The 26104-nt window shown below is 65.5% G+C and carries 25 protein-coding genes; 11 read left to right on the top strand and 14 right to left on the bottom strand.

The features are described from left to right. Positions 1 to 2: 2 nt before the first annotated feature. From VH499_RS11850 to boxC, 3 genes are read right to left on the bottom strand one after another with little or no spacing between them, the layout of a single operon-like run. A complete protein-coding gene (locus tag VH499_RS11850) occupies positions 3 to 1556 on the bottom strand; it encodes a benzoate-CoA ligase family protein (RefSeq protein WP_332052938.1) in 1554 nt (517 codons plus the stop codon). Between the two features lie 33 nt (positions 1557 to 1589). After that, a complete protein-coding gene (gene boxB, locus VH499_RS11845) occupies positions 1590 to 3008 on the bottom strand; it encodes a benzoyl-CoA 2,3-epoxidase subunit BoxB (protein ID WP_332052937.1) in 1419 nt (472 codons plus the stop codon). Between the two features lie 23 nt (positions 3009 to 3031). Then, a complete protein-coding gene (gene boxC / locus VH499_RS11840) occupies positions 3032 to 4696 on the bottom strand; it encodes a 2,3-epoxybenzoyl-CoA dihydrolase (protein WP_332052936.1) in 1665 nt (554 codons plus the stop codon). A 132-nt stretch (positions 4697 to 4828) separates the two neighbouring features. Between boxC and VH499_RS11835 the strand changes: the two genes are divergently transcribed. The 3 genes from VH499_RS11835 to VH499_RS11825 are packed head-to-tail and all read left to right on the top strand — an operon-like array spanning position 4829 to position 6289. Beyond that, positions 4829 to 5197 carry a GNAT family N-acetyltransferase gene (locus VH499_RS11835; RefSeq protein WP_332052935.1) on the top strand — a complete coding sequence of 123 codons (369 nt, stop codon included), beginning with the start codon at positions 4829 to 4831 and terminating at the stop codon, positions 5195 to 5197. Between the two features lie 10 nt (positions 5198 to 5207). After that, on the top strand, positions 5208 to 5612 hold the full coding sequence (locus VH499_RS11830; RefSeq protein ID WP_332052934.1) for an Rrf2 family transcriptional regulator: 405 nt from the start codon (positions 5208 to 5210) through the stop codon (positions 5610 to 5612). A 26-nt stretch (positions 5613 to 5638) separates the two neighbouring features. Then, positions 5639 to 6289, top strand: a complete 651-nt coding sequence (locus VH499_RS11825; protein ID WP_332052933.1) for an HAD family phosphatase — start codon at positions 5639 to 5641, stop codon at positions 6287 to 6289. Here the strand turns inward: VH499_RS11825 and acdA are convergent. From acdA to VH499_RS11780, 9 genes are all read right to left on the bottom strand, one after another. After that, positions 6246 to 7406, bottom strand: coding sequence for a 3-sulfinopropanoyl-CoA desulfinase (acdA, locus tag VH499_RS11820; RefSeq protein ID WP_332052932.1), 1161 nt, complete (start codon positions 7404 to 7406; stop codon positions 6246 to 6248). The genes VH499_RS11825 and acdA overlap by 44 nt on opposite strands. A 29-nt stretch (positions 7407 to 7435) precedes the next feature. After that, the gene (locus VH499_RS11815) at positions 7436 to 8935 is read right to left on the bottom strand and encodes an adenylate/guanylate cyclase domain-containing protein (RefSeq protein ID WP_332052931.1); all 1500 of its coding nucleotides are present in this window, start codon (positions 8933 to 8935) and stop codon (positions 7436 to 7438) included. Beyond that, positions 8932 to 10434 (bottom strand): adenylate/guanylate cyclase domain-containing protein, encoded by a 1503-nt coding sequence (locus VH499_RS11810; RefSeq protein WP_332052930.1) that lies wholly within the window; start codon positions 10432 to 10434, stop codon positions 8932 to 8934. The genes VH499_RS11815 and VH499_RS11810 overlap by 4 nt, the downstream gene beginning before the upstream one ends. A 46-nt stretch (positions 10435 to 10480) precedes the next feature. Beyond that, positions 10481 to 11293 (bottom strand): transglutaminase-like domain-containing protein, encoded by an 813-nt coding sequence (locus VH499_RS11805; RefSeq protein ID WP_332052929.1) that lies wholly within the window; start codon positions 11291 to 11293, stop codon positions 10481 to 10483. A 433-nt stretch (positions 11294 to 11726) separates the two neighbouring features. Then, on the bottom strand, positions 11727 to 12443 hold the full coding sequence (locus VH499_RS11800; RefSeq protein ID WP_332052928.1) for an ABC transporter ATP-binding protein: 717 nt from the start codon (positions 12441 to 12443) through the stop codon (positions 11727 to 11729). Beyond that, the gene (locus VH499_RS11795; RefSeq protein ID WP_332052927.1) at positions 12440 to 13171 is read right to left on the bottom strand and encodes an ABC transporter ATP-binding protein; all 732 of its coding nucleotides are present in this window, start codon (positions 13169 to 13171) and stop codon (positions 12440 to 12442) included. Before VH499_RS11795 ends, VH499_RS11800 begins: the two co-directional genes overlap by 4 nt. Then, complete coding sequence (locus tag VH499_RS11790; protein ID WP_332052926.1) at positions 13168 to 14166, bottom strand: branched-chain amino acid ABC transporter permease; 999 nt, start codon at positions 14164 to 14166, stop codon at positions 13168 to 13170. Before VH499_RS11790 ends, VH499_RS11795 begins: the two co-directional genes overlap by 4 nt. Beyond that, positions 14163 to 15044 carry a branched-chain amino acid ABC transporter permease gene (locus tag VH499_RS11785; RefSeq protein ID WP_332052925.1) on the bottom strand — a complete coding sequence of 294 codons (882 nt, stop codon included), beginning with the start codon at positions 15042 to 15044 and terminating at the stop codon, positions 14163 to 14165. The genes VH499_RS11790 and VH499_RS11785 overlap by 4 nt, the downstream gene beginning before the upstream one ends. 43 nt (positions 15045 to 15087) lie before the next feature. Next, entirely contained in the window at positions 15088 to 16341 is a 1254-nt protein-coding gene (locus VH499_RS11780) for an ABC transporter substrate-binding protein (protein ID WP_332052924.1), read from the bottom strand. Positions 16342 to 16433: 92 nt separating this feature from the next. Here VH499_RS11780 and uraD point away from each other — a divergent pair, with 92 nt between their 5' ends. The 3 genes from uraD (at position 16434) to VH499_RS11765 (ending at position 20795) form a co-directional block, all read left to right on the top strand. Continuing rightward, positions 16434 to 17315: a 2-oxo-4-hydroxy-4-carboxy-5-ureidoimidazoline decarboxylase gene (gene uraD, locus VH499_RS11775; protein ID WP_332052923.1), complete on the top strand. Its 882-nt coding sequence runs from the start codon at positions 16434 to 16436 to the stop codon at positions 17313 to 17315. Between the two features lie 18 nt (positions 17316 to 17333). Beyond that, entirely contained in the window at positions 17334 to 18773 is a 1440-nt protein-coding gene (locus tag VH499_RS11770; protein WP_332052922.1) for an NAD-dependent succinate-semialdehyde dehydrogenase, read from the top strand. Positions 18774 to 18974: 201 nt separating this feature from the next. Then, on the top strand, positions 18975 to 20795 hold the full coding sequence (locus VH499_RS11765; protein ID WP_332052921.1) for a CocE/NonD family hydrolase: 1821 nt from the start codon (positions 18975 to 18977) through the stop codon (positions 20793 to 20795). A 7-nt stretch (positions 20796 to 20802) separates the two neighbouring features. Here VH499_RS11765 and VH499_RS11760 read toward each other — a convergent pair whose 3' ends face one another. Together VH499_RS11760 and VH499_RS11755 are read right to left on the bottom strand one after the other, a co-directional pair. Next, the gene (locus tag VH499_RS11760) at positions 20803 to 21984 is read right to left on the bottom strand and encodes a CoA transferase (RefSeq protein WP_332052920.1); all 1182 of its coding nucleotides are present in this window, start codon (positions 21982 to 21984) and stop codon (positions 20803 to 20805) included. A gap of 119 nt (positions 21985 to 22103) precedes the next feature. Then, complete coding sequence (locus VH499_RS11755) at positions 22104 to 22892, bottom strand: enoyl-CoA hydratase (RefSeq protein ID WP_332052919.1); 789 nt, start codon at positions 22890 to 22892, stop codon at positions 22104 to 22106. Between the two features lie 193 nt (positions 22893 to 23085). On the opposite strand from VH499_RS11755, the gene VH499_RS11750 reads away from it, so the two are divergent. The 5 genes from VH499_RS11750 to VH499_RS11730 form a co-directional block, all read left to right on the top strand. Further along, on the top strand, positions 23086 to 23592 hold the full coding sequence (locus VH499_RS11750) for a tetratricopeptide repeat protein (protein ID WP_332052918.1): 507 nt from the start codon (positions 23086 to 23088) through the stop codon (positions 23590 to 23592). A 110-nt stretch (positions 23593 to 23702) separates the two neighbouring features. Further along, complete coding sequence (locus VH499_RS11745) at positions 23703 to 24851, top strand: peptidoglycan DD-metalloendopeptidase family protein (RefSeq protein ID WP_332053105.1); 1149 nt, start codon at positions 23703 to 23705, stop codon at positions 24849 to 24851. A 73-nt stretch (positions 24852 to 24924) separates the two neighbouring features. Beyond that, positions 24925 to 25455: an NUDIX domain-containing protein gene (locus tag VH499_RS11740; RefSeq protein WP_332052917.1), complete on the top strand. Its 531-nt coding sequence runs from the start codon at positions 24925 to 24927 to the stop codon at positions 25453 to 25455. 27 nt (positions 25456 to 25482) lie between these two features. After that, positions 25483 to 25695 (top strand): bacteriocin, encoded by a 213-nt coding sequence (locus VH499_RS11735; protein WP_332052916.1) that lies wholly within the window; start codon positions 25483 to 25485, stop codon positions 25693 to 25695. A gap of 173 nt (positions 25696 to 25868) precedes the next feature. After that, on the top strand, positions 25869 to 26104 hold a 236-nt coding region (locus VH499_RS11730), incomplete at its 3' end, for a hypothetical protein (protein WP_332052915.1).

Genomic DNA, 26104 nt, shown 5'->3' with positions numbered 1-26104 from the left:
CGCTACGCTCTCAACTTATAGCGTTGGATCTTGCCGGTGGCGGTCTTGGGCAGCTCGGGCACGTATTCGATCCAACGCGGATATTTGTAGGGGGCGAGCGTCTTCTTGCAGAGCGCCATCAACTCGTCTGTCAGTGCCGCACGTGCATCTGCGGCCTGCTTCAGCACCACGACCGCCTTCGGCTTGATCAGGGAATCGGCGTCGGCATGGCCGATGACAGCCGCCTCGAGGACCGCGGGATGGCCGATCAGGCAATTCTCGATCTCGACCGGTGAGCACCAGATGCCGCCCACTTTCAGCATGTCGTCGCTGCGGCCCTCGTAGATGAAGTAGCCGTCCTCGTCCTGGCGGTAGGTGTCGCCGGTATCGAGCCAGCCCTCGACCATGGTCTCGGCCGTCTTGTCGGGCTTGTTCCAGTAGTATTTCGCCGTCGACTCGGCACGGATCCACAGCCGACCACGCTCGCCCTTGGCGACCGGCTTGCCGGCTTCGTCGAGAATGCGCGCCGCGTAGCCCGGCACCGGCCTGCCGCTGGTGCCGGGACGAAAATCGTCGAGTCGGTTGCCGATGAAGATATGCAGCGCCTCGGTCGAGCCGATCCCGTCGAGGATCACGGTGCCGGTTTTTTCCTTCCAGCGGCGGAACATCTCGGCGGGCAAGGCCTCACCGGCCGAGACGCAGGCCCGCAGACTCGGGAAGCGGCGCGGCCTGGCGTCCAGAGCCGCGAGCTGAGCGGCGTATAGCGTCGGCACGCCGTAGAAGATCGTGGACTCGAAGGCTTCGATGGTCTCGAAGGTCGCGTCCGGCGTCGGCCGTCGCTCGTCGAGCACCGCCGTGGCGCCGACCCAGAGCGGGAAGGTCATGGCGTTGCCAAGCCCATAGGCGAAGAAGAGCTTCGCCGCGGAGTAGCAGATGTCGTCTTCCGTCACGCCCAGCACGCGCACGCCGTAGAGTTCGCTGGTTACCACCATGTCCCGCTGAGCGTGCACGGCGCCTTTGGGCCGGCCGGTCGAGCCGGAGGAATAAAGCCAGAAGCAGTCGTCGGCCGGGTCGGCAAGGTGCGGCTCGGCCGCCGGCGCAGCTCTTGCCATCTCCGCCAGGAAGGCGTCGACCGTCAGGGCACGCGGTGCTTTGTCCTCGAGCTGCGCAAGCGCCGGCGCGACCTCGTTTGCGAATTCCGACGAATGGACGACGAGGCCGCAACCGGAGTCGTCAATGATGTATGAATAGTCCGGCGTGCGCAGGAGCGTGTTGAGAGGCACTGGCACGATGCCGGCCTTGATGGCGCCCCAGAAGAGATAGAAGAAGGCCGGGCAGTCCTTCACGACCATCAACAGCCGATCACGTGGCCTCAATCCCATCGCCAGCAGCGCATTGCCGCTGCGATTCACGCGCTCGGCCAGCTCGGCGTAGGTTACGGTCTCATGCGCGGTGCGGATCGCCGCCTTCGCGCCCCGGCCTTCGCCCAGGTGCCTATCGATAAAAGGCACCGCGACATTGAAACGAGTCGGCAGCCGGACCTTGTGGTCCGGGCTGAAATCGATGCCTTGCACCATCCCGACGTCTTCCTCCCAGTTAATTATAGGACGTCAGTTGAAGCGCACGTACTCGAAATTGGCCGGCTGGTTATTGATGCCGCGCTGGGGCGGCGCGATCCAGTTGGCGAACTTGCCGGGTTCGATGACCGCTGGTCCCATCAGCGAAGTGACGAAGGCGCGGTCCTCATCGGTCGGCAACCATTTGGCCTCGCTGGCCTTCCACTCGGCCTCGCTCATCACCTTGCCTCCGGGTGAGACGAAGAACTCGGAGAAGGCGCCGATGCGACGGTGGAAGGCGCGATGCGGCAGCCTGAGCTCGAAATCGATACCTGCCTGCTCGATCACCTTGTTCCAGCGCAGCAGGCCTTTGGCGCAATCCTCGAGGTAGTCCTGACGCAGTCGCTCGTTCAGTGCCTGCAGCGCTGGCACGGTCTTGCGCACGATGCGGCCATCTTCGGCGGTGTCGATGTCGTAGGTGGCCTCGGTGAGCACGTGATCGTCGTCGATGCGCGTCTCGAGGTACCGGCCCTTCACGCCCATCGTGTAGTAGTTCGCGGCATTGGTGGAGGCCTCCTGGCCGAACAGGTCCAGCGATACCGAGCAGTGGAAGTTGAGGTATTTCTGAATGGTCGGCAGGTCGATGGCGCCGAGCGACCGCACGTCATCGGTCTTGCGCTCCTTCATAAGATCGCAGGTGCGCTGGACGATGCGCTGGATGCCCGATTCGCCCACGAACATGTGGTGCGCTTCTTCGATCAGCATGAACCGGCAGGAGCGCGACAGCGGATCGAAGCCCGATTCGGCGAGCGAAGCGAGCTGGTACTTTCCGTCGCGGTCGGTGAAGTAGGTGAACATGAAGAAGGAGAGCCAGTCCGGCGTCCTCTCGTTGAAGGCGCCCAGGATGCGCGGCTTGTCGGGGTCGCCCGAATGGCGTTCCAGCAGCATCTCGGCTTCCTCGCGGCCGTCGCGGCCGAAATAGGCGTGCAGCAGATAGACCATGGCCCAAAGGTGCCGGCCTTCCTCACAATTGATCTGGAAGACATTGCGCAGGTCGTAGAGAGAGGGCGCGGTCTTTCCCAGGAGCCGCTGCTGCTCGACCGAGGCAGGCTCGGTGTCGCCTTGCGTCACGATCAGGCGGCGCAATGTCGAGCGCAACTCGCCCGGTACCTCCTGCCAGGCGGGCCTGCCCTTGTTGTCGCCGTAGGCGATCGTACGGTTGGGATCCCGGCCGGCAAGAAAGATGCCCCAGCGATAGTCCGGCATCTTCACATAGCCGAAATTGGCCCAGCCGTTGGCCTCGGCGGAAATGGCGGTGCGGAGATAGACGTCGAAGTTCGACGTGCCGTCCGGTCCCATCTCCTTCCACCAGTCGCGGAAGCGCGGTTGCCAGTTCTCCAGCGCGCGCTGCAGCCGCCGGTCGCTCGCGAGGTCGACATTGTTGGGAATGAGCTGGCTGTAGTCGATGGCCATGATTGCCTCCTCAAGCCCGCCAATTAGGCGCGTCGTCGGTCGTATTTGCTCTGTTTGCCCGTGCCGTAAAGCTTCAGCGCGCCCTCCGGGCCAGTCGCATTGGGCCGCTGGAAAATCCAGTTCTGCCAGGCCGAGAGGCGCGCGAAGATCTTGGTCTCCATGGTCTCCGGCCCGGCAAAGCGCAGGTTCGCTTCCATGCCGACCAGCCCGTCGGGCGAGAACCCCGCGCGCTCCTCGATGGCAAGTCGCACCTCGTCCTCCCAGTCGATGTCGTCGGGCGTGAAGGTGACGAGGCCGAGTTCGTCGGCGGTTTCGGCATCGATTGCTTCGCCGATTTCGTCCTTCAGCTTGTCGACATGCCGCGGTTCGGCCAGGAAGCGCGTGGCAAGACGCGTCAGGCCGTTGCCCATCGGGTAGGGACCGAAGTTCATCGGCGTCAATCTCACTTCGGCCTCCGGCAGGTTCGACGCCTCGAATTGGCCATGCAGCATGTAGGAACGGTCAGCCGCCAGCACGATCTCGAACAGGGAGCCGGCGAAACAGGAGCCGGGCTCGACCAGGGCAATAAGGCTGCGCGAGCTGACATCGAGCCGCTTCAATGTCCGCTTCCAGTAGAGCACGATCTCACGCACCAGCCAGTTCGAGGCCTCCTTTGCGAGGAGCACGTCATAGGCTTCGACCTGCGCAGGATCGCCTTGGCTGTGTAGAACCCAGGTGCCGATCTCGGTTTCGTTCAGCCTGAGGTGCATCATCGCGTCATCGAGTGAGCGCGCGAGCGCCAGCGGCCAGAAAGCGGCGCCTTCGGCCTGAACAGCTGCAGCGTCGACGGGTGGTGACTTCGTCGGACCGTTGATGCGGAAATGCGCGGCGCGCTGGTCGCGATCGATCTCGACCATGAGATGGGGATAGCGGATGGTGTCGCCCTCGATGGCGCGCTCGACGATCGGCAGGGCGATACCCTTGGCATCCCTCGGCCGGCTCGATTTCGCTGCGATCTCCCGGGCAATCTTCTCCGTCTCGTCGGCGAGCCTGCTGGGCGGGATCAGCCTGTCGACCAGCCGCCAATCGCGCGCACGCTTGCCGCGCACACCTTCGGCGGTGGTGCAGAAGAAGTCCGCGCGATCACGGCGCACCAGCCGCTTGTCAACGAGCCGCGTCAGGCCGCCGGTGCCGGGTAGCACCGCGAGCAACGGCAGCTCGGGCAGCGAGACCGCGCTCGAGCCATCGTCGGTCAGCAGGATCTGGTCGCAGGCGAGGGCCAGCTCATAGCCACCGCCGGCCGCGATGCCGTTGATGGCGCAGATATACCTCTGGCCGGAATTCTCTGTCGCATCTTCGATCGCAAGCCGTGTCTCGTTGGTGAACTTGCAGAAGTTCACCTTGTGATCGTGCGTGCTGAGACCCAGCATGTTGATGTTGGCCCCCGAGCAGAAGATGCGGTCGCGCTGGCTGCGGATCACCACGGCGCCGACCTCGGGATGCTCGAAGCGCAGGCGCTGGACGGCGTCCGCGAGCTCGATATCGACACCGAGATCGTAGGAATTGAGCTTGAGCTTGTAGCCTGGGCGAAGGCCCGCATCCTCGTTCACGTCCATTGTGAGATAGGCGATCCCGTCCTCCAGGGCGAGCTTCCAGTGTCGATAGCGATCAGGCGAGGTGCGGAAGTCGATGGGCGCGGCATCGGCCATGGGCGTTTCCTGTATTCTGCAATTCAGTACGGAAATACCTATTTACTTTCGCGACCGCAAGCGCATCTTACTCTTCTTCCAATGATTGCCATCCGCCCCGCCCAAATCTCTGATCTGTCGGCGATTTCCGCCTTGGACTCGCGGCTGACGGGCACGAGCAAGCCGCAATACTGGCAAGAAATGCTGGGACCGGACCGCCAGTTCCTGGTGGCCGAAACCGACAAGGGCGCCTTGGCGGGCTTCATCGCGGGGGAGATCCGTGCCTGGGAATTCGGCCAGCCGGCCGCCGGCTGGGTGTTCGCCATCCAGATCGAACCCAGGCTGCGCCTGCGAGGGGTCGGCACGCAGCTCTTCGAGGCGCTGGTCGCGCGTTTCAGGGCCAAGGGCGTGGCGCGCGTGCGCACGCTTGTCGATCGCAAGGACCATCTGATCCTTTCCTTCTTCCGCGCGCAGGGCATGGTGGCCGGGCCGTCGCTGCAGCTCGACAAGGACCTCTCGTGAGGAGAGGTGCGTGAAATTGCAGACGGGAACGCGGCTCGGTCTCTACGCCGTGCTCGAGCTGGCGCGCGATCCTGACCGCACGCTCTCGGTGACCGATCTCGCCGAGCGTTTCGACGTGTCGGGACACCACCTCGCGAAGGTGCTGCGCATCTTGGCCAATGCCGGCTTGGTTCGCGGTGGCCGCGGTGCCGCGGGCGGCTATCGTTTCACCGGCAATCGTCGCCGCACGACCCTGATGGATATCGTGGCCCTGTTCGAGCCGGCGCCGGGGCAGCGTGCGAAGGAGCCGGGCGAGGACACCGACATCGGGGGTGCCTTGCAGCGCATCCTGATCGAAATCGACGAGATCGCCGAGGCGACGCTGCGCTCGATCAGTCTCGAGACGCTGCTCGGGTCGACGAGGCGAGCCGGATGATCCTTCCGCACCCCATCCAGGCCGTCGTGTTCGACATGGATGGCCTGTTGTTCGACACCGAGACGCTCCACGCGCGCGCCGCCTTGACGGCGGCCAAGGAGGTCGGCTGCCGACTGGACATCGAAGTATTCCGCCTGCTCATTGGCACAACCGAAGCGCGGCAAATTCTTCTCGCTCACTATGGCGACTCATATCCGTTCGACGAGCTGCGAATCGCCTGGGGGCGGCAATTCAGGCGACTGGCGGAAGCCGGGCTGGAGCTGAAGGCGGGGGCCGTCGAGCTTCTCGGCCTGCTTGACGAACTCGGTCTGCCGCGCGCCATCGCGACATCGTCGTCACACGCCACCGTGCGCAGCCATTTGGCAGTGCACGGTCTGGCGCAGCGCTTCCATATCATTGTCGCCCGCGGTGACTACATCGCCAGCAAACCCGCTCCCGACTCTTTCCTCAAAGCCGCCGAGCAATTGGCTGTCGATCCGCAGTGGTGCCTGGCGCTGGAGGATTCCCACAACGGCATTCGCGCCGCCTCGGCCGCAGGCATGATGACGGTGATGGTGCCCGACTTGATCGAGCCGACTGACGAGATCCAAAGATTGTGCCTCGTCGTGCCGAGCTTGCACGACGTGCGGAAGCTCATCCTGTCCAGCCGTCCCGGGTCTGCGGCAGCTTCTTCTTGAGCAGCGCGCCGGCGACAACGTTGCGCAGCACCTCCGCGGTGCCGCCGCCGATGGTGAACATGCGCACGTCGCGGGCCATGCGTTCGAGCGGCAACTCACGCGAATAGCCGCGTGCGCCGAAGAACTGCAGGGCGTCGTTGACCACCTGGATGGCATTCTCCGACGTGAAGACCTTGGCCTGCGCCGCCAGCAGCATGTCGGGAAAGCCGCCTTCGCCCGAGCGGGCGGCGCCGTAGATCAGCGCCCGGGCCGCCGCGAGCTTGATCGACATGTCGGCGAGCTTCCATTGCAGGCCCTGGAACTCGTTGATCGGCCGGCCGAACTGCCGACGTTGCTCCGACCAGTCGAGGGCGAGCTGGTAGGCACCCTCGGCGATGCCGAGCGCAACTGTCGCCGCGCCCACGCGCTGGCTGTTGTAGGCATTCATCAGGTCGGCGAAACCCTTCTTGAGTCCGCGCGGCGGGATGACGACCGAGGAGGGCGGCACATCCATGTCCTCGAAGTCGATCACAGCCTCGGGAATGCCGCGCAGGCCCATGGTCGGCTCGCGCCGGGTGATCTTGAGGCCCTTGGTTTCGTCCCGGATGGCGAGAAAGCCGCCGATGCCTTCGAACGCGCCCTGCTCGTCGTAGACCTTGGCGAAGATCAGGTGCAGGCGCGAGACGCCGCCCCCGGTGATCCAGTGTTTGCGGCCGTTCAGCAGATAACGATTGCCCTTCCTGTCGGCGCGGGTGGTCATGCCGCCGGCATCGGAGCCGGCGTCCGGTTCGGTGATGCAGATCGCGGGCTTGTCGCCCGCGAGTACCATGTCGGCCGCCATCTTCTTCTGTTCCTCGGAGCCGTAGGCCATGACCGCGCTGATCGCGCCCATGTTGGTCTCGACGGCGATGCGGCCGGTAACGGCACAGGTCGCGGACAGGGCTTCGATCGCGAGTACGGCATCGAGCCAACCTTTGCCCTGACCGCCATATTGCGCGGGGATCGTCATCCCGATCAGCCCGGCGGCCTTCAGGAGATCGACGTTGTCCCAGGGGTATTGTTCGGTCCGGTCGATCTCCGCGGCGCGCGTGGCGATCGGGCCGGCAGCCAACTCGCGGGCGCGCGCCTGCAGCTTCAATTGGTCTGGAGACAACCCCAAGGCATTCATCACGGACCTTCCTGGAGAAGCGGATCGATACTGAAAACGGCGACGGCTTCGCTGCGGCCACGCACCGAAACCTTGCCAAGCGGTTGAAAGGCAAAACTCCTGCCGCAGGCGGCGCGGGTGCTTTCGGAAGCGAGAATGCGCGTGCCGTACTCCTTGTTCAACTCTTCCAGCCGGGCAGCGAGGTTCACCGTATCGCCCAGCAAGGTGAAACTCATGCGATTGCCCGTGCCGACATCGCCGCCGATCACCGGCCCGGTGCTGATGCCGATGCGTGTGGCCAGAGCGACACCCTGATCGCCAAAAGTGCGGCTTCCCACCGCACGCTGGATGTCGATCGCCGCGCGCACGGCGGCCGCCGGATGATCGTCGCAGGCGAGCGGCATGTTGAAGGAAGCAAACAGCCCATCGCCGATGAAGGTGTTCACCACTCCGCCGTGATGGCGAATTGGCGCCAGCACGGTATCGAGATAGTCGTTCAGTGCCGTCACCAGCTCGTGAGGTGCCAGGTACTCGGCAATGGTCGTGAAGCTTGCGATGTCGGTGAAAAGGATGGTCGCCTCGGCGATTTCGCCGGACCGCTGCCCGTCGCCCTGGCGGCGCAGGATTGCCGCCGCGACGTTCTCGTCGACATAGCGGCCGAAGGTTTCGCGGATCTGCTCGCGCTCGCGCAGGCCGCCCACCATGTCGTTGAAGCGGCCGGTCAGCTCGCCAACCTCGTCGTTTGAGGTCACCGGCACGCGGATTTCGAGGTTGCCACCGGCCACCTTCGACATGGCGCTCGACAGGATGGTGATCGGCTGGAGCAGCGAGCGGCTGATGTAGTAGGCGGTGATCGCTACGCCCATCACGGCCGACGCTACATCGACCAGTATTTCGGCCTGCAGGCGCTCGCCATCGTAGGAGAAGAGATCAACGACGATGGCCGACAAGGGCGCAACCGAGATGACCAGCAGCGCCACCATCAGCTTCAATGTATAGCTGCCGAAGAACAGCCCAAGATTCCGACCATAGCGCTCGAAGATGAAGCTGCAGAGGCGGGCAAGATAGTCGCTGACAACGAAATAGGTGTAGGTGAAGTAGAAGACCGGCAGGACAAGGCAGACTGTTATGTAGTCCGCGATCGTCTGACCCTGAAGGCCAGGGGTGGGCGACGGCAGCCACCAGCTGATAGAATTTCTGAACGCGTAGAGAATGAAAGCAAACAACGCCGCCCATCGAGCGGTGAGCAGAGGCAGCTGCGTCAGCCGCCGCTCCGTATCGTTGAACGTAGCCGCGCCTTGGAGAAAGCGGTTGATCGGCTCGAACAGGCGGCGTGCCAGCAGCCAGTTGATGCCGAGCAACAATACGACTCCGGGACCTTCCGAGATCCAGAAGTCGCTCCAGCCTCCGTTGACCAGCCTGAAGATCAGCGCAATGCCAAGGTCGAGGAAGAAGATCGATGTCGCCATCCAGAGATAGCGTCGGCGGAGTGCCGCGATCTCGGCCGGGGTGGCGCTCATGCGGGCGGATCGACGCGGTAGACGACGACATCGCCGCGATGCCCGCGGACGTCGGTCGGACCGAGGCAGGTGCAGCGGAAGCCGTCGCCGGCCGCGCGGACCGTGCTTTCGGTTGCGAGGATCGAGCTGGCGAGCTGCTTGTTGAGCTGCTCGACGCGCGACGCGATGTTCACGGCGTCGCCGAGCAGTGTGTAGCTCAGCCAATCGGCGGTGCCGATCGTCACGCCGACCACCGGTCCGGTGTTGATGCCGATCCGTGTGCGCACGTCGATGCCCGCCGGGAAGGCCGCGCCGGCGAGGGCCCGCTGGATGTCGAGGGCCGCCCGCATCGCCGCCGCGGCGTGGTCGGTTTGCGGCAGCGGCAGGTTGAAGCTCGCGAAAAGGCCGTCGCCGATGCAGTTGTTCACGACGCCGCGATAGCGGTGGATCACGGGAACCACCGTCGCGTAGTAGATGTTCAGGATTCGCGCCACTTCAGGCGGTGCCAGCCGCTCCGACAGGGCGGTGAAGCCCTCGATATCGGTGAACATCAGCGTCGCCTCTGCAAGGGTGTCGGCGACGCGGCCGCCGCTCGCCTGATCGGCCAGAATGGCTGCGGCCACGCTTTCGCTCACATATTTGCCGAACGTGTCGCGCAGATACTGCCGTTCGGCCAGACCTTCCACCATCTGGTTGAAGCCGCTGGTGGCGCGACCGACTTCGTCGTCGGAGGTGACCGGAAGACGGACGGCGAGGTCGCCGGCCGCCACATGGCGCATGCCATAGTCCAGTCGCGCGATCGGCGCCGTCAGCGCCTGTGCGATCCAGTAGTAGATGATGGCGATACCGGCCACCGACCCGACGACGTCCATGGTCGCCTCGCGGATGAGGCGGTCGCCGCTGTAGCTGGCAATGTCGCCGGCCAGGAGAGTCATGGCGGCGAACGAGACGAACAGGATCGCCAGACCGATCTTGCGCCCGAAGATGCCGGGAAACGTGGCGAGGTTGACACCGCGACTCAGGAAGAAGTAGCCGCACAATCGATCGAGATAGGCGCTGACGATGAAATAGGTCAGCACGACGTTGAAGGCCGTGATGACGAGGAAGGTGGCGACCGTATCGATCCAGGTGGCGATCTCGATGGTCGCCCCGAACGTGATTCCCATGCGGGGCGAAAGGAGACGCAACGCCATCATCGGAGCGTAGAGACAGGCAACCAGCACGGCCGACGACCAGGGCAGGGTCGCGAGGCGATGCTCGATCGCCGGGAAGGCGAGATCGCCGGCCATGAAGCGCTGGACGGGCCGGAAGAGCAGGAACGCGCCGACACCGACGCCGACCACGAGGAAGGCAGCCGAGACTGCCGCCATGGGCAGAAGGACGAGCGGCTGGCCGTTGATCACCGAATAGATGGCGGAGGTGGCGACGTCGATCGCGAATGGAACGGCCATCGCCATGTAGTAGCGAATGGCGAGACTCGGGGCCGCTGCGGCCGGCTCCGTGATGGACGACGCCGCCATATCGCACGATATAAAGCGGATCGCGCCAGAGCGAAATGCCCGCGGCTCAGCTGGCAAGCTCGTGCGCGGTTATCCCGTACTTGAAAGCGTCCGCGTCGAGCGGGTCGACAAGGCCCGATTTGTCTTCGGCCTGGGGATACATCAGGAAGGGGATCGCGGGCTCGTTGCAGCCGGGCAGCTTGATGTCGTGCCCGACGTTCAAGGCGACCCAGTTGCCTTCCCAGGCGCCGAAGAGGGTCTTGCGCGCGGCAAGGACCTTGAGATCGGTCATGGCGAGATTGCTCGGCGGCTCCTCGAGAACCACCTTGTGCACGTCGGCGGGATCGACCGGAGTCCAGCCGCTGCCCGACAGCCACACCTCGGCCCTGCAGTGCTGCGCCCTGGTAACGATTTCGGAGCCGGCGCCCAGCGCCTTGTAGCCGAACCTGGAGGGCGCCACCCGGATACCGTAGACATCGCGCGCTGGAAGGCCGACCGAGCGCGCCATCGCGACGTAGAGCGGGTTGAGGTCCGCGCACTTGCCGTTGAGGTTGCCGGTCTTGAGCATGAAGCTGACATCGCCCACACCGCACCCACGCGTGCTAGGATTGCGGAAGGTGTTCTCGACCACCCATTCGTAGAGCGCGCGGGCCTTTTCCACGTCCTTGGTCTTGCCGCGCACGATGCCGTCAGCCGTTTCCTTCACGATCCCGTCCACCGGCAGAAGGTCGGTCGCCATGAGACTAAACCCGCGCTCGTGTTCGTCGAGCGGCGCTGCCGCGCCCCGACCGGAGTGCAGCGACTGATCCTGCGTCCGGACCTGGGTCGTTACCTCGATAGCCGGGTTCTGCAGGTCGGGGACCCATTCGACGCGCAGCATTTCCGCACCATATCGGGGATCGCGCACGCGCTCGGCGACCCTGGCGTTGCCGCTCCAGCTCACATCGCCGGGCCGCCGCCAGCCAGTGCCCTCGAAGGTCGGCAGCGGGATCCATGCCTTGTTGGCGAAGGTCGGCTCGACCCGCGTCGTGACGACGAAGGTGCGCCAGCCCCGGGGGATCGGTGAAAAATCGACGATATCGGCGGAAGCCAGGCGCGGCGCCAGACCCGCCGCGGCAGCGGCGCCTGCCTTCTAAAAGTCGCGACGATTCATGTCGAGGGTCCTCCACGGCCGAGCCTGCCGGGGAGGGCGGATGTTCCCGTCGTCGGGAAGATCCTGGCGATCCCGGACCGGGCTGCACCGCACGCGGCAGCAGTCTGTATCCGATGGAGCACAATTGCCGAGCGACCGCGGGTCCGTCAATGACGTGGAGTCACAGACCGAGATAAGCCTGTCGCACGCGGTCGTTCGCCAGGAGGTCGCTGCCCGGGCCGGAAAGCTCGATCCGTCCGTTCTCCAGCACGTAGCCGCGATGGGCGATCTTGAGCGAGGCCGTCACGTTTTGTTCCACCAGCAGGATGGCAAGGCCTTGCTCATGGAGACGCCGCACGATGCGAAAGACTTCCTGCACGATCGCCGGCGCGAGACCAAGCGACGGTTCGTCGAACATGATCAGCCGCGGCTGGGCCATCAGGCAGCGGCCGATGGCCAGCATCTGTTGCTCGCCGCCTGACAGTGTGCCGGCCGGCTGTTTGCGTCGTTCGGAGAGGCGCGGGAACATCGCCAGCACGCGGTCGAGCGTCCTCTTTTCTTCCGGCCGGGCGCGCTTGAGGGTCGCGCCCATTTCGAGGTTCTCGAGCACGGTGAGGTTGGGGAAGACCTGCCGTCCTTCCGCGACATGACCGATGCCCGCCTCGCATACGCGATAGCTCGGCCATCCCGCGATATCTGTGCCGTCGAGCAGGATCCTGCCGGCGGCCGGCTTTTCGATGCCGTGGATGGCGCGGATCAACGAGCTCTTGCCCGCCCCGTTGGCGCCGACGATGGCCACGATCTCGCCCGCCGCGAGTTCGAGCGACACGCCGTCAAGCGCCTGGGCGTCGCCGTAGTGGAGATCGAGGTCCTCGACCCGCAGAAGCGGCGCGCTCACGCCGCATCCTCCTCGCCGAGATAGACGTCGAGCACGGCCTGGTTGCGCGAGACCTCGCGGGGCGAGCCTTCGGCAATCTTCTCGCCGTAGCTTACGACGACGACCCGGGCGGCAAGCGCCATGACGGCGCGCATCACATGCTCGATCAGGAGGATGGTGAGGCCGGTCCTGGCATTGAGGTCGCGCAGAAAGCCGACCATGACGTCGACCTCGGTCGGCCGCAGCCCCGCCATCACCTCGTCCAGCAGCAGGAGCTTGGGCTCTGTGGCGAGTGCGCGCGCCACTTCGAGTCGTTTGCGATCGGGAAGGGTCAGGCTCTCGGCCATGTGATGGCGCCGGTCGTGCAGGCCGAGCCGGGCGAGAATGGCCTCGGCGCTCGTGCGGGCATCGCCGAGATCGCGATGGCGATGAAGTGCGCCCACCGTCACGTTCTCGAGCACACTCAAGCCCTTGAAGGGCTTCACGAGCTGGAAGGTGCGACCGACGCCGGCGGCACAGACCTTGTCGGGCCGCAGGCCGGTGATCACACGGCCGTCGAGCATCGCTTTGCCGGCGTCGGGTCGATAGACGCCCGCGATCATGTTGAAGATCGTGGTCTTGCCGGCGCCGTTCGGACCGATCAGGGCATGGATGGCGCCCGACGGCACCTCGAAGCTGACATCGTGCACCGCGCGCAGGCCGCGGAAGCTCTTGCCGATCCCGGTCAGCTCGAGATGGGCGCCGGTCATCGCCGCCGCTCCGTGACGCCGAGCCGCTCGGCCAGCCACGGCCATAGGCCGGCCGGTCGGTACATGACGATGACCAGGAGCGCGAGGCCGTAGAAGATCTGCTTGATGCCCGGGATGCCCAGCATGTCGCCGACGCTGGTGAAAGCTTCCCCCAGCCCGGTCAGGACGACAGCGCCGACGACGGGCCCGAACAAGGTGCCGAGGCCGCCGATGATCGGGGCCAGCGTGATCTCGATCGAGCGACCGATGCCGAACGCAGTCTCGGGGAAGAGGTTGTTGTAGTAAAACGCGTTCCAGACGCCGGCGAGCGAGGTGAGGGCGGCGGAGATCGTCACCGCCATCAACTTGTAGCGCAGGACGGGCACGCCGACGGCCTGCGCTGCTTCCGCATCCTCGCGGATCGCGAGCCAGTAGCGGCCGAGCCGGCTTTCGAGCAGCAGCCGGCTCAGCACGAAGGCGCTCGCCGCCAGGGCCAAGATCACGTAGTAGAAGAGAAGAGGCCCGCCGCGCAGATCGAAGGCGTTGGGCGCCACGTCGACCTTGAGGAACAGGCCGGCCGAGCCTCCGAACCAGTCGAGATGATCGAAGGCGATGCGGGTGAACTCGCCGAACGCGATGGTCAGCAGCGCGAAATAGACGCCCGCCAGCGAGAAGCGGAAGCCGAGATAGCCGACAACGGCACCCGCTAGTGCGGCTGCCGCCGCCGCAGCGAAGGAACCCGCCCACGGGCCGATGCCGTAGTGCATGAACAGCCCGGCCGCCACATAGCCACCGAGACCGGCGTAAAGCGCATGTCCCAGCGACAGCTCGCCGGCGAAACCCATCATGATGTTCCAGGCCTGGCCTACGTAGGCGAAGTACAGGATCAGGATCAGCACCGAGAGCGCGTACTTGTCGACGAGGTGCGGCGCGACGACGAGCAGGAGCAGCAGGATGCCCAGCATCCATGAGGTATGCGGTGCCACGCCGGTCAAAAGGCGGCGAAAGGCCGTCATGCGCCGCGTTTGCCGAACAGTCCCTGCGGACGCAGCAACAGCACCAGGATCAGAAGTCCGAAGCTGAACATGCTCTTGAGCGAGGGATCGGCAAGCAGCCCCGCCACCGCCTCGCTAACGCCGATCAGCAGGCCACCCATCAGGGCGCCCGTCATGCTGCCCAGCCCGCCCACGATCACGATCACGAAGGCGAGCAGGGTGTATTCGGCGGCAAGCGACGGTGTCACGGGAATGATGGTGATCATGAGCGCGCCCGCCGCGCCAACGCAGGCGGCGCCGACCCCGAAGGTAATGGCATAGAGGCGGCGCACGTTCAGGCCGACGACAAGCGCGCCCATGTGGTTGTCGGCGGCGGCGCGGATCGACTTGCCGATCCGTGTATGGGTGAAGAAAAGCCACAGCAGGCCCGCGATCACGATCGCGCCGACCGCCGCATGCAGCCGGACGGCGTCGAGCACCAGGGGGCCGATCTCGTAGGAATCGAACTGCGAGTCGAGCTGCACGCCGTGCGAGTCCGGTCCGACGACGGCGAGGCAGAGATTCACGAGGATCAGGGCGACGCCCAGCAGCAGGAGGAACTGCTGGTGCTCGGGACGGCCGATGAAGGGGGAAATCAGGCCGCGTTGCAGGACGTAGCCGATCGCGAAGAAAAGCAGGGCGATCAGGGGCAAGCTCACAAGGGGCGAGATTTGGAAATACTCGAAGCCGGCCCAGGCGAGATACATGCCCACGATCATCATCTCGCCATGCGCGAAATTGACCACGCGCATGACGCCGAAGATCACCGACAGGCCGAGCGCCATCAGCCCGTACACCATGCCGGTGAGCAGGCCCTTGGTGACGGCTTGGGCGAGCGCAAGAAGGAAGTCCGGAGTCACGATCGGGTCATTCCAGGGGAGCACTCCCCTGGGCAAACTGCGCTCACGTCCGTCGCTTGTCGTTCCAGCCGGGCTCGGGGAAGACGAGCGCGGCTGCCGCCGATTCCTTGGGCATCACCACGGTCGGCTTGCGCTTCAGGTTCTGGACGGCGGCCGCCTTGATGCCGACATTCTGGCCCTTCGCGTCGAACTGGATCGGGCCGCCGACCATGACGTGCTGGTCGATCTTCACCTTGCGCAGCGCCTCCATCAGAGCGTCGGGCTTGGTCGATTTGGCGTCGAGCCAGGCTTGCGCCGCGATCAGCATGCCTTCGAAGGTGAAGCCGCCGTTGAGGTCGAGCTGATCGCCGGAGAACTTGGCGGCGTGCTGCTTCTCCAGCGACTGGGTCATGGCCGACTTGGGATCGAGCCAGGGCACGTTGGAGATGTGGAACTCGCCATACTTGCCCATGGTCTTCAGGAAATCCTGCTCGTAGAGGCCGGGCGAGCCGGGGTTCATGACCGCCATCGGCTCCCAGCGCTGCTTCACCAGCTCCTGGATCATCAGCTTGGCGTCGTTCAGCCGGCAGACCGGCATCAGCATGTCGGCCTTGGTGGCCTTGGCCTTGGCGACCTCGACCGAGAGATCTTTCGCCGCCGGATCGTAGCTGATGATATCGACGAGCTGGTAGGGCATGTCGAGCTTGGGGAACATCGCCTTGATGCCGCCCATCATCGCCGTGCCGAAGGTGTCGTTGATGCTCATCAGGACGGCGGTCTTGGGCGTGGTTCCGGAGGCCTTGAAGATTTCCTTGTGGAGCGCGAAGGCGCCGCTGATCAACATGGGCGCGGTCGGGAAGTTGCGGACCACGAACTTGTAGCCCTGCTCGGTGATCTGCGGTGCCGCGGCGATATTCACGATGAGCGGCACGCCGCGCTGCTCGGCGACCTGGGCGATGGCGATGGTCTGTCCGGAATCGAAGGCACCGACCAGCACGTGAGCGCCCGCGTCGATCGCCTTCTCGGCCTGCGTGCGGGCGACGTCCGGCTTGGTCTCCGTGTCATAGTTCATGATCTCGAGCTTCACCGGCATCTTCATGTCGGCGAAGACGGCGTTTGCGACATCGGCACCGCGCTTGCAGGCCTGACCGATCTGCGCTTGGCCGCCCGACGTCGGCAGCAGCAGGGCGACCTTGAGGTTCGCGGGTCCGGACTGTGCCAGGGCATGGCGCAGCGGCAGCGGCGCCCCGAGCGCCGTGGCGCCGGCCAGCGCGGCCTTGCCCAGACGTCGGCGGGTGAAACGGCTTCGGTCGATCATGCGATCCTCCCTTTTCAGTAGGCCCCGTCTTCTGTCGTGACGGGCCGGCCGGACTATAGAGACGGCGGTCGCGGCATGCTAGGTCGGGCGCCATGACGGTGGCGCTGGCAGACCTCAACCGCATGGACCTTGCCGATTTCGAGGCCGCGCTCGGCGGAATCTTCGAGCTGGCGCCGTGGGTGGCGGCGACTACCCACGCCAAGCGGCCTTTCGCCACCGTGACTGGCCTGCATGCCGCCATGATGGCGGCGGTGCAGACGGCTTCCCACGACACGCAGCTTGCCTTCCTGCGCAATCACCCCGATCTTGCCGGCAAGGCGGCGCGCGCCGGTGCCATCACCGACGAGTCAAAGAGCGAGCAGACGAGCGCAAGGCTCGACTCGCTGTCCGACGAGGAATTCGCGCGCTTCCATCGCCTGAACGAGGCTTATCGCGCGAAGTTCGGCTTTCCCTTCATCGTCTGCGTCCGCCGCCACACGAGCGATTCGATCCTGCATCAGTTCGAGCGGCGGCTGCCGCATGATGCCGCAGGCGAATTCAGGGCGGCTTTGCAGGAAGTCTTCTACATCTCGCGGCTGCGCGTTGTGGCGCTGGTGACGGGCGATGGCGTGCCCGATGTCAACGGCCGGCTTTCGACCCACGTCCTCGATCTCCATGCCGGCCGCCCGGCCGCCGACCTTGCGATCGAGCTCTACGAACTGGCGGGCGAACGGGCGTACCGCATCGTCCGCACGGTAACGAACAACGATGGTCGTACGGACGCGCCTCTGATCGACGGCCGCCCGTTGCCGATCGGGCGCTACGAGTTGCGTTTCGCCGTCGGTGACCATTTCCGCAGTAGGGGTGTTGACGGCGGCGATCCGCCCTTCCTCGACATCGTGCCTTTGCGCTTTTCCATTGCCGAGCCCGAGGGGCATTATCACGTGCCACTGCTGTGCACGCCCTGGAGCTATTCGACCTATCGCGGAAGCTGACAAGAACGGAGGAATCCAATGACGACTTACAGCGACGTCTCCCTGATGATCGACGGTGCCTGGACCAAGGGCGCGCAGGGACGGACCATTCCCATCGTCAATCCCGCGACCGAAGAGGTGATCGGCCAATTGGCACATGCCGAGAAGGCCGATCTCGACCGTGCCCTGGCCGCGGCCGACAAGGGCTTCAGGCAGTGGAAGAAGGTCTCGGCGTACGAGCGCTACAAGGTCATGCGCAAGGCGGCCGACCTGATCCGGCAGCGGCTCGACGAGATCGCCACCATCATGACCATGGAGCAGGGCAAGCCCCTGGCCGAGGCCAAGGTCGAGACCAATCTCGCCGCCGACATCATCGACTGGATGGCGGAGGAAGGCCGCCGCACCTACGGCCGCATCGTGCCGGCACGGGCGGAGAACATCCATCAGCTCGTGATGAAGGAGCCGGTGGGTCCGGTCGCCGCCTTCACGCCCTGGAACTTCCCGATCAACCAGGTGGTGCGCAAGGCCTCCGCCGCCATCGCCACCGGCTGCTCGATCATCGTCAAGGGGCCGGAAGACACGCCGGGCTCCTGCGCCCAGCTCGTCAAGGCATTCGTCGACGCGGGCGTGCCCGCCGGGGTGATCCAGCTCGTCTATGGCGTGCCGTCCGAGATCAGCGAGTATCTGATCCCGCATCCGATCATCAAGAAGGTCACCTTCACCGGTTCGACGCCGGTCGGCAAGCAACTCGCCGCACTGGCCGGTGCGCATATGAAGCGCGTCACTATGGAGCTCGGCGGACATGCGCCGGCGATCGTGTTCGAGGATGCCGATCTCGACCAGGCGGTGAACGTGCTGGGCGCCAACAAGTTCCGCAACGCCGGCCAGGTCTGCGTCGCGCCCACGCGCTTCCTTGTCCACGAGAAGGTCTATCCGGAGTTCGTCGAGCGCTTCACCACCTACGCCAGGAACGTGAAGATCGGCAACGGACTGGAGGCCGACACCAAGATGGGGCCGCTGGTGGCTGAACGCCGGCTGCATGCCATGGACACGTTCGTCAGCGACGCCATCGCCAAGGGCGCCAAGGTCAAGACCGGCGGCCAGCGCAAGGGCAACAAGGGCTATTTCTACGAGCCCACGGTCATGACCGACGTACCTCTCAGTGCCAGGATCATGAACGAGGAGCCGTTCGGTCCGCTCGCCCCGATCACCCCGTTCAAGGATTTCGACGGCGTGATGAAGGAAGCCAATCGCCTGGACTGGGGGCTGGCGGCCTACGCCTATACCAAGAACACCAGGACCATGGCGCAGGTCGGCGCTGCCTTCGAAAGCGGCATGGTTTCGATCAACCACCATGGCCTTGCGCTGCCCGAGGTGCCGTTCGGCGGCATCAAGGATTCGGGCTACGGCTCGGAAGGCGGAGTCGAGGCACTCGAGGCCTACCTCAACACCAAGTTCGTGACGACGCTCGGCATGTGAGGTCGATCGCTACCGAACGATCGCGAAGGAAGCGAGGAATCGCCGGGCTTCCGGCGGTTCCCCGGCCCGGCAGCCAGGGCGAACGACATCAGGAATGTAGGCAGGTGGGCCGGGTCATCGCGACCTTCTCCGCCCCGGCCGAGCAAGGACATCGCCCACTGAAGGTTTGCCTGCCCGTTCCATTTCAGTCGAAGGAATGAGATGCCCGATCGCGACGATCTCGGGATGGCGTGGCGCGTGCCGCCAAGCCGCTACCTCGAAGGCCGCCCCGCGGAGTTCAAGGTGGGAGCGCCCAGTTCTGTCTACGTGACCATGGCGGACGGCTGCCGCCTGGCAGTGGATGTGATCCTGCCCGACGGCGACTCGACGAGGCGATGGCCGACGGTGCTCATCCTGACGCCCTATGTGCGACGCTTCGAGCTGGCCCCCGGGGCGACGGCCGTCGAGTCGTCGCCCAACACCTGTCGCTACAGGGATTTGTTCGTGCCGCGCGGCTATGCGCTGGTCGTGGTCGATGCCCGCGGCACGGGCGCGAGCTTCGGCACCCGGGACTCCTTCCGCTCGCCGCGCGAGCGCGACGACTATCGGGTCATCGCCGATTGGATCGTGCGTCAGCCCTGGAGCGACGGCGTGATCGGTGCGACCGGAATTTCGTATTTGGGAGCTGCGTGCGACTTCCTTGCCAGCACGGGCCACCGGGCGGTGAAGGCGATCGCGCCGCTGTTCGCGGTCTGGGATACCTGGGCCGACAACTACTATCCGGGCGGGATGCTGATCAAGCGGCTGGCACTCGTGTACGACGAGCTGATGCTGGCGCTCGACCACGACCGGCGCGATCTGCGCGCCCGGTTCAGCTACTTCGCCGATCCGGCGCTGCTCGGCCCGATGCCGGTCGACGAGGATCGCGATGGGTCGCTGGCGCGCGAGGCGGTGAAGGGGCATCTCGCCAATTTCCGCATGCCCGACTTCATCACCGAATTCAAATGCCGCGACGATGCGCTGCCCTACGATGCGAACTTCACGTCGGCGTCGTTCAGTCCCTACAACTATCTCGACCGGATCCCGAAGGATGTCGCGGTCTATGCCGTTTCCGGCTGGATGGACGGGGCGGGCTACGCCAACGGCGCCCTGTCGCGCTTTCTCAGCCTGCCCAATCCCGAACGGCGCCTGCTGCTGGGGCCCTGGGATCACGGGGCGCGCGTCAACGCATCGCCGTGGCGTGCGCGCCAGGAGCCGGAGTTTCCGGTGCTGGGCGAGGTACTGCGCTTCTTCGACCAGCATCTCGCCGGCCGTGACACCGGCCTCGCCGACGAGGATCCGGTCCATTACTTCGTCATGCATGCCGAGCAATGGCGCGCGGCCCGGAACTGGCCACCGCTGCCGGGGAGCCGCCGCCTGTACATCGCGCCACGCCGCGAGCTCGTGGACGCATTGCCGGTGAGCAGCACGCGCGAGGCCCATCGGACAGACGCCGCCGCCGGCAGCGGCTCGCAAACGCGCTACGAGCGGATCGCCGGCATCGACGCCACCGCCTACTACAACGACTGGCCGGAACGCGAGGCGAAGCTGCCGAGCTTCACGACGCTGCCGCTCGGGGAGCTGCTGGAGATCGCCGGCCATCCCGTGGTCTCGCTTTGGCTTGCCTCGAGCGAGCCCGACGCCGCGGTTTTCGCCTATCTGTCGGAAGTCGAGGCCGACGGCGCCGTGCGCTACGTCACCGAGGGCGTGCTACGCGCGGTCCATCGCGCCGAGGCGCCGTGCCCGGCGAACTATCGCACCAGCTGGCCGTGGCGCACTTTCGCGCGCAAGGACATGAAACCGATGCCGCTCGGGGTGCCGCAGCTTCTCAGGTTCGCGCTTCTGCCGGTGGCGTGGCGCTTCGCCAGGGGCAGCCGCGTACGGCTCTCGATCGCGGGCGCCGATGCCGACCATTTCGTGCAGACCCCGCACGGCCGGCCGCCCCTGCTCGAGGTCGTGAGCGGCGGCGAGCAGGCGAGCCTGCTGGATCTGCCGACCGCCTGATGGCGCTTCAGATCACGCGGGCGGCGCGCAGCCCGTCGATCGCCGGCTTGTCGTAGCCGAGGCTCGCCAGCACGTCGTCGGTGTCCTGGCCGAGATCGGGCGTCGGCCGGAGCTCCTTCGGCTGCGGGAAATCGGAAAGGTTGATCGGCTGGCCCACGACCTTGATGGCGCCGAGTTTGGGGTGCCTCACCGGCCGCGCGATGCCGAGATGCTGGACTTGCGGCTCGGCGAAGGTCTTGTCGATCGTGTTGATCGGCCCGCACGGCACGCCTGCCGCGTTGAGTGCCTCGATCCAGTGCGCGGAGGTGTTGGTCCTGGTCACCGCGCCGATGCGCTCGTTGAGTGCCTTGCGATGCCGCGAGCGCAGCGTCGGGGTCGCATGCTCGGGATGATCGATCAGTTCGGTTGCGCCCAGCGCCCTGGCGAAGCGCTTCCACATGTTGTCGCCCGCCGCCGCAATATTGATGTAGCCGTCCCTGGTCGGGAACACGCCCGTGGGGATCGAGGTCGGATGATCGTTGCCGGCCTGCTCGGCGACCTCGCCCTTCAGCAGCCAGCGCGCCGCCTGGAAGTCGAGCATGAAGATCTGCGCCTCGATCAGCGAGGTATGGACCCATTGGCCCTTGCCGGTGCGCTCGCGATTGTAAAGCGCCAGCAGGATCGCCTGGGCCAGCAGCAGACCGGAAGTCAGATCGGCAATCGGAATGCCGACGCGCATTGGGCCGCGCCCTGGCTCGCCGGTGATGGACATCAGCCCGCCCATGCCCTGCGCGATCTGGTCGACGCCGGGCCGGGCGGCGTCCGGCCCGCTTTGACCGAAGCCTGCGATCGAGCCGTAGACGATGCGCGGATTGACCTTGGCTACCGTATCGTAGTCGACCTTCAGGCGGTGCTTCACGTCCGAGCGGTAGTTCTCGACGATGACGTCGGCCTTGGCCGCGAGCTTCATGAATATCGCGTGGCCTTCCGCGCTCTTGAGGTTGAGCGTCATCGCCTGCTTGTTGCGGTGCAGGTTCTGGAAGTCGAAGCCGTGGCGCGCGCCGCCCATCGTGTCGGTCTTGCCGTCGGATGGCGGCTCGATCTTGATCACTCTGGCGCCCCAGTCGGCAAGCTGGCGCACCGCCGTCGGCCCGGCGCGATGCGCCGTGAGATCGAGCACGAAGAGCTGGGAAAGTGGCAGGTCGGTCATGGCATTTCCTCGAGGCTTTTGTCGTCCCGCCGGAGCGAAGCGAAGTGGAGGGACTTTTCGGTTGCAGGCGAGGCCCTGCGACTTCGCTGCGCTTCGCTCGGGGCGACGATTCTTGTTTTCTAGCTTCCGCGGAAAGTCGGCTTGCGCTTCTCCATGAAGGCGCGCCGTCCTTCCTTGTAATCCTGGCTGTCGAAACAGGCCTTGCCCATCAGCTCGAGCTTCTTGTGGTCCTGCTGCGACTCGGGCTTGGCGATCTCGCGCGCCGCCGCCTTGGCGAGCGCGATGGTGAGCGGCGCGTTCTGCGCGATGGCGTCGGTCGTCCTGGCGACCAGGGAATCGAGCTCGGCATCCGGCGCGACGTCGTTCACGAGGCCCATTTCGTACGCCTCCTTCGCGGTGTACTGCCTGCCGGTGAACAGGAACTCGATCGCCCGCGGCAGGCCGACGATGCGCGACAGCCGCTCGATGCGCAGGAAGCCGTAGCCGAGTCCCAGTTTGGCCGCGGGTATGCCGAAGCGCGCACCTTCGTTGCAGAAGCGCATGTCGCAGCAGGCCGCAAGATTCATGCCGCCCCCGATGCAATAGCCGGTCACCTTGGCGATGGTCGGCTTGGGAAAGTCGTAGAGTGCCTCGTAGCCCTGCTTGGAGATCGCGTCGTAACGAACCTGTGCGTCGGCGTTGGCGCGTTCGCTTTCGAACTTGGAGATGTCGGCTCCGGAAACGAATGCCTTGCCGCCGGCGCCGCTGATCACCAGGCAACGGATCTCGGAATCCTTTTCGTAGTCCTTGAGGATGCCCACGAAGCCGTCCCACATGTCGAGCGACACGGCATTCAGTTTGGCCGGATTATTGAAAACGACGTGCCCAACCGCGCCGTCGCGCCGGCCGTAGATCTTTTGTTCCTGCATGGCCCATCCTCCGTTCGGGCGCGACTATAGCGCGGTCTCCGGTCGTCCGGACAAGGGATGCATAGGGCCTGCGTGCAGCGACAGCCGCCCGGCGGATTCTTCACGCGGCCTGATCACTTGACGGGCAGGAAGTTCATTTGCCACGCGAATTGGCACCTGTGACTCCCATTGTGTTGCGCCATACGATGAGCGAATGCGCTCCTCGGTACTCTTCATGTCGCTGATGTTGCTGCTTGCCGCGACCACGGCCTTTGCGCAGTCGCTCGAGGAACGAATGCGCACTGCAGCAGGAGCCTATGAGCGAAAGGACTATGCGGCCGCGATCGCCATCTGGCAGCCTTTGGCGGAGCAGGGCAATGCCGAGGCGCAGACCCTTCTGGGGGCGATGTACTGGAGCGGCGAGGGTGTGCCGCGCGATCATGCGGAAGCGGCGAAGTGGTATTTGCGCGCCGCACGACAAGGCTATGCGCGCGCCCAGAATGACATCGGATTCATGTACGGCTTCGGCGAAGGCATTCCGCCGCATGACGACGTGCAGGCCTACAAATGGATCAGCCTCGCGATCATGCGCTACACTCCCAAGAACCGGAATCGCCTCGACCAGGCGATCAAGGACCGCGCCGCCCTCAGGGCGCGCATGACGCCGGCCCAGCTCGCGCAAGCGGAGCGCGAGATCCGCGACTGGAAACCCGGCCACTGACTCGTCACCGGCTTGTCACACCTCGATGTGGGGTTTCGTGCTGGAAATCCATCGTGTACCTCACTCACCGCGTCCGAGGGCTGATGATCAGGATATCGTCGCCTGTGGCGATGCTCGCCGTCGCCGGCGTCTGTCTGGCAACACCGGTTCTGGCTGCATCGCCGGAGGAAGAGCGGCTGCTTGGTTGTGGCTGTGAGGAGGCCCAGCTCCAGAGCTATCTTCCGTTCACGCGCGCGATCGGCACAAGTGGAGGCGTGAGCGGTAGCCTGGCCGAATCCGCCGTCCAGGCCGGGGTGCCGCGCACGGCGGTGCTCGAGCTCGTGAAAGCGCTGGGCGGCACCATCGATCTCGACCGCGACGTGCATGACGGCGACCGCTTTTATGTTCGCTATGAGCGGGCCTTCACTGCCGCGGGTGATCCGATCGAGGTCGGGCGCCTGCTGTGGGCCGAGATCAAGACTGCCGCCAAAGGAACATTGATCCTTCACCGTTTCCGCCCCGCAGGTGCGGCGCAGGATACGTTCTGGCTGGCGAACGGCGAGGCCACCTCGCCACCCGTGCTCGAAATGCCGCTGAAGACGATCGTCGTCACCTCGGGCTTCGGCATGCGTGCCGACCCGATGGACCAGCCTTGGGGGCACAAGCTCGCCGCTGGACCAGCTCCGCCGAAGGGGCGGGCGGGTGGCGGACGCTGGCAGGCGCCGCCGGCAGCGTTGGCCCCAAGTCCTCTGCTCACAGGGGCCGCATCGGTCAACCAGCCGACGTCCCTCGGCTTGTCGCTCGGTCTTGCGCCGGCCGGGACGCAGCGCTTCTTCGGCTTCGGTCCGGGCCATCCTGGTGGCCGCGTGATGGAGATGCATGACGGCGTCGATCTGGTCGCTGCCGTGGGTACGCCCGTCTATGCCGCAGGTGACGGCGTCGTGCTGGGCGCCGAGGCCAAGGGCGGCTACGGCAACTGGATCGAGATCGAGCATCCCGGCAAGCTCGCCACCATCTACGGTCATCTCTCCGCGTTTGCGCCGGGCATCGTTGCCGGCGCCCATGTGAACCAGGGCGATCTGATTGGCTATACCGGCAACACCGGCCGCAGTACCGGACCGCACCTTCACTTCGAGATCCGGGTCAACGGCCGCGCGACCAATCCGATCGGCAACGCGGCGCTCAAGCATGCGCAGCTTCGCGGCGCCGATCTCGTGAACTTCCGCAAGGTCATGGCGCGGGATCGCGCCGAACAGGAGCGCGAGGCCAGATCGATGTAGCCGCGGGGCGTTTCCGGATCTGCCGGAAATCGCGCGATGGAAACACTTCCTTGCAGCTGGCGTTGAATCGGCCATGGCGAAGAAGAAGGCCAGCGCCGGCCTCGTCATCTATCGGCGAGCCAAAGGCGCGGCGTCCCGGCTCGAGTTCCTGCTGGTCCATCCCGGCGGTCCCTACTGGACGCGCAAGGACGACGGCGCATGGTCGATCCCCAAAGGCGAGGTCGACGTGGGCGAGAATCTGCTCGCCGCCGCCAAGCGCGAGACGCTCGAAGAGACGGGTTTCGCCGTGCGCGGCCGGTTCGAGCGCCTGCCGCCAGTGCGCCAGCCCAGCGGCAAGATCGTGCATCCCTGGGCGGTCGAGGCGGACTTCGATCCGGCCGACCTGAAGCCGGGCACGTTCGAAATGGAATGGCCGCCGCGGTCGGGCCGTCTTGCATCCTTCCCCGAGGTCGACCGCGCGGCATGGTTCGAGCCGCGCGAAGCCATGGTGAAGATCTTGGTCGGCCAGCGGCCAATTCTTGCCAAATTGATGGCGCGGCTCGCGATGGCGGCCGGCGACCCGGGCGCTTTGGTGCGAAACCAAACCGATCCGTCCGCGTTCTAAGGAGTGTTCACGACGGAGGAATCTTCAGTGAGCAGATTTCTGATCCTGCTGGCCATGATGTTCGCAGTCGCGGCCTGCGGTCAGGATCCGGGGACGCGCGCCCTGACTGGCGGCGCCATCGGCGCGGGCGCCGGCGCGGTGGTCGGTTCGACGACCGGCGTCGGCCTCCTGCCCGGCGCGGTGATCGGTGGCGTTGGCGGCGCCGTGATCGGCGCCGCGACGACGCCTTTCTCGTGGTGATCGTCGCCGGCTAGATCGGCTTGCCTTCGCTGCCGGCCCAGCGCGGCATGAGCGCATTGCTGGGTTTGGGCTCGTCCCTCACCTTGCGCGCGGTCTCGATCCCCGACACTGGCAGGCCGGTGGGATCGAGGCTTCAGATCTGCACTAGGACCGAGGCCCGATCCCAGTAGATAATGCTCGTGCGCGACCTTGTCCCCTCGAAGCACACGATCGCGACCAGCGGGATCTCGACCCGGCCGCCCGCGCTTGAGCTGATTGCGGCAGACGCCGCCGGTCATCGTCGGCACGCGGTTGACGCAGGGCGGGGCAACGATGGTTGCCATTGTCGCGTCGACATCGCGGATCTCGAATTCATATCGGCAATGCGATCTCACGCCGCTCTTCGCCCGCGGTTGGCCTCGATCACCTG

The sequence above is a fragment of the Reyranella sp. genome, from assembly GCF_036558665.1.
Taxonomy (GTDB): Bacteria; Pseudomonadota; Alphaproteobacteria; order Reyranellales; family Reyranellaceae; genus Reyranella.
The sequence above is the reverse complement of the archived record's forward strand: the minus strand, read 5'-3'. Positions and strand labels throughout refer to the sequence as shown.

Coding starts and splice junctions, on each gene's coding strand:
- VH499_RS11850 (WP_332052938.1), bottom strand. CDS start 1,556: ATGGTGCAAGGCATCGATTTCAGCCCGGACCACAAGGTCCGGCTGCCG.
- boxB (WP_332052937.1), bottom strand. CDS start 3,008: ATGGCCATCGACTACAGCCAGCTCATTCCCAACAATGTCGACCTCGCG.
- boxC (WP_332052936.1), bottom strand. CDS start 4,696: ATGGCCGATGCCGCGCCCATCGACTTCCGCACCTCGCCTGATCGCTAT.
- VH499_RS11815 (WP_332052931.1), bottom strand. CDS start 8,935: ATGAGCGCCACCCCGGCCGAGATCGCGGCACTCCGCCGACGCTATCTC.
- VH499_RS11810 (WP_332052930.1), bottom strand. CDS start 10,434: ATGGCGGCGTCGTCCATCACGGAGCCGGCCGCAGCGGCCCCGAGTCTC.
- VH499_RS11805 (WP_332052929.1), bottom strand. CDS start 11,293: ATGCTGCGCGTCGAATGGGTCCCCGACCTGCAGAACCCGGCTATCGAG.
- VH499_RS11795 (WP_332052927.1), bottom strand. CDS start 13,171: ATGACCGGCGCCCATCTCGAGCTGACCGGGATCGGCAAGAGCTTCCGC.
- VH499_RS11790 (WP_332052926.1), bottom strand. CDS start 14,166: ATGACGGCCTTTCGCCGCCTTTTGACCGGCGTGGCACCGCATACCTCA.
- VH499_RS11780 (WP_332052924.1), bottom strand. CDS start 16,341: ATGATCGACCGAAGCCGTTTCACCCGCCGACGTCTGGGCAAGGCCGCG.
- uraD (WP_332052923.1), top strand. CDS start 16,434: ATGACGGTGGCGCTGGCAGACCTCAACCGCATGGACCTTGCCGATTTC.
- VH499_RS11770 (WP_332052922.1), top strand. CDS start 17,334: ATGACGACTTACAGCGACGTCTCCCTGATGATCGACGGTGCCTGGACC.
- VH499_RS11765 (WP_332052921.1), top strand. CDS start 18,975: ATGCCCGATCGCGACGATCTCGGGATGGCGTGGCGCGTGCCGCCAAGC.
- VH499_RS11760 (WP_332052920.1), bottom strand. CDS start 21,984: ATGACCGACCTGCCACTTTCCCAGCTCTTCGTGCTCGATCTCACGGCG.
- VH499_RS11755 (WP_332052919.1), bottom strand. CDS start 22,892: ATGCAGGAACAAAAGATCTACGGCCGGCGCGACGGCGCGGTTGGGCAC.
- VH499_RS11750 (WP_332052918.1), top strand. CDS start 23,086: ATGCGCTCCTCGGTACTCTTCATGTCGCTGATGTTGCTGCTTGCCGCG.
- VH499_RS11745 (WP_332053105.1), top strand. CDS start 23,703: ATGCTCGCCGTCGCCGGCGTCTGTCTGGCAACACCGGTTCTGGCTGCA.
- VH499_RS11740 (WP_332052917.1), top strand. CDS start 24,925: ATGGCGAAGAAGAAGGCCAGCGCCGGCCTCGTCATCTATCGGCGAGCC.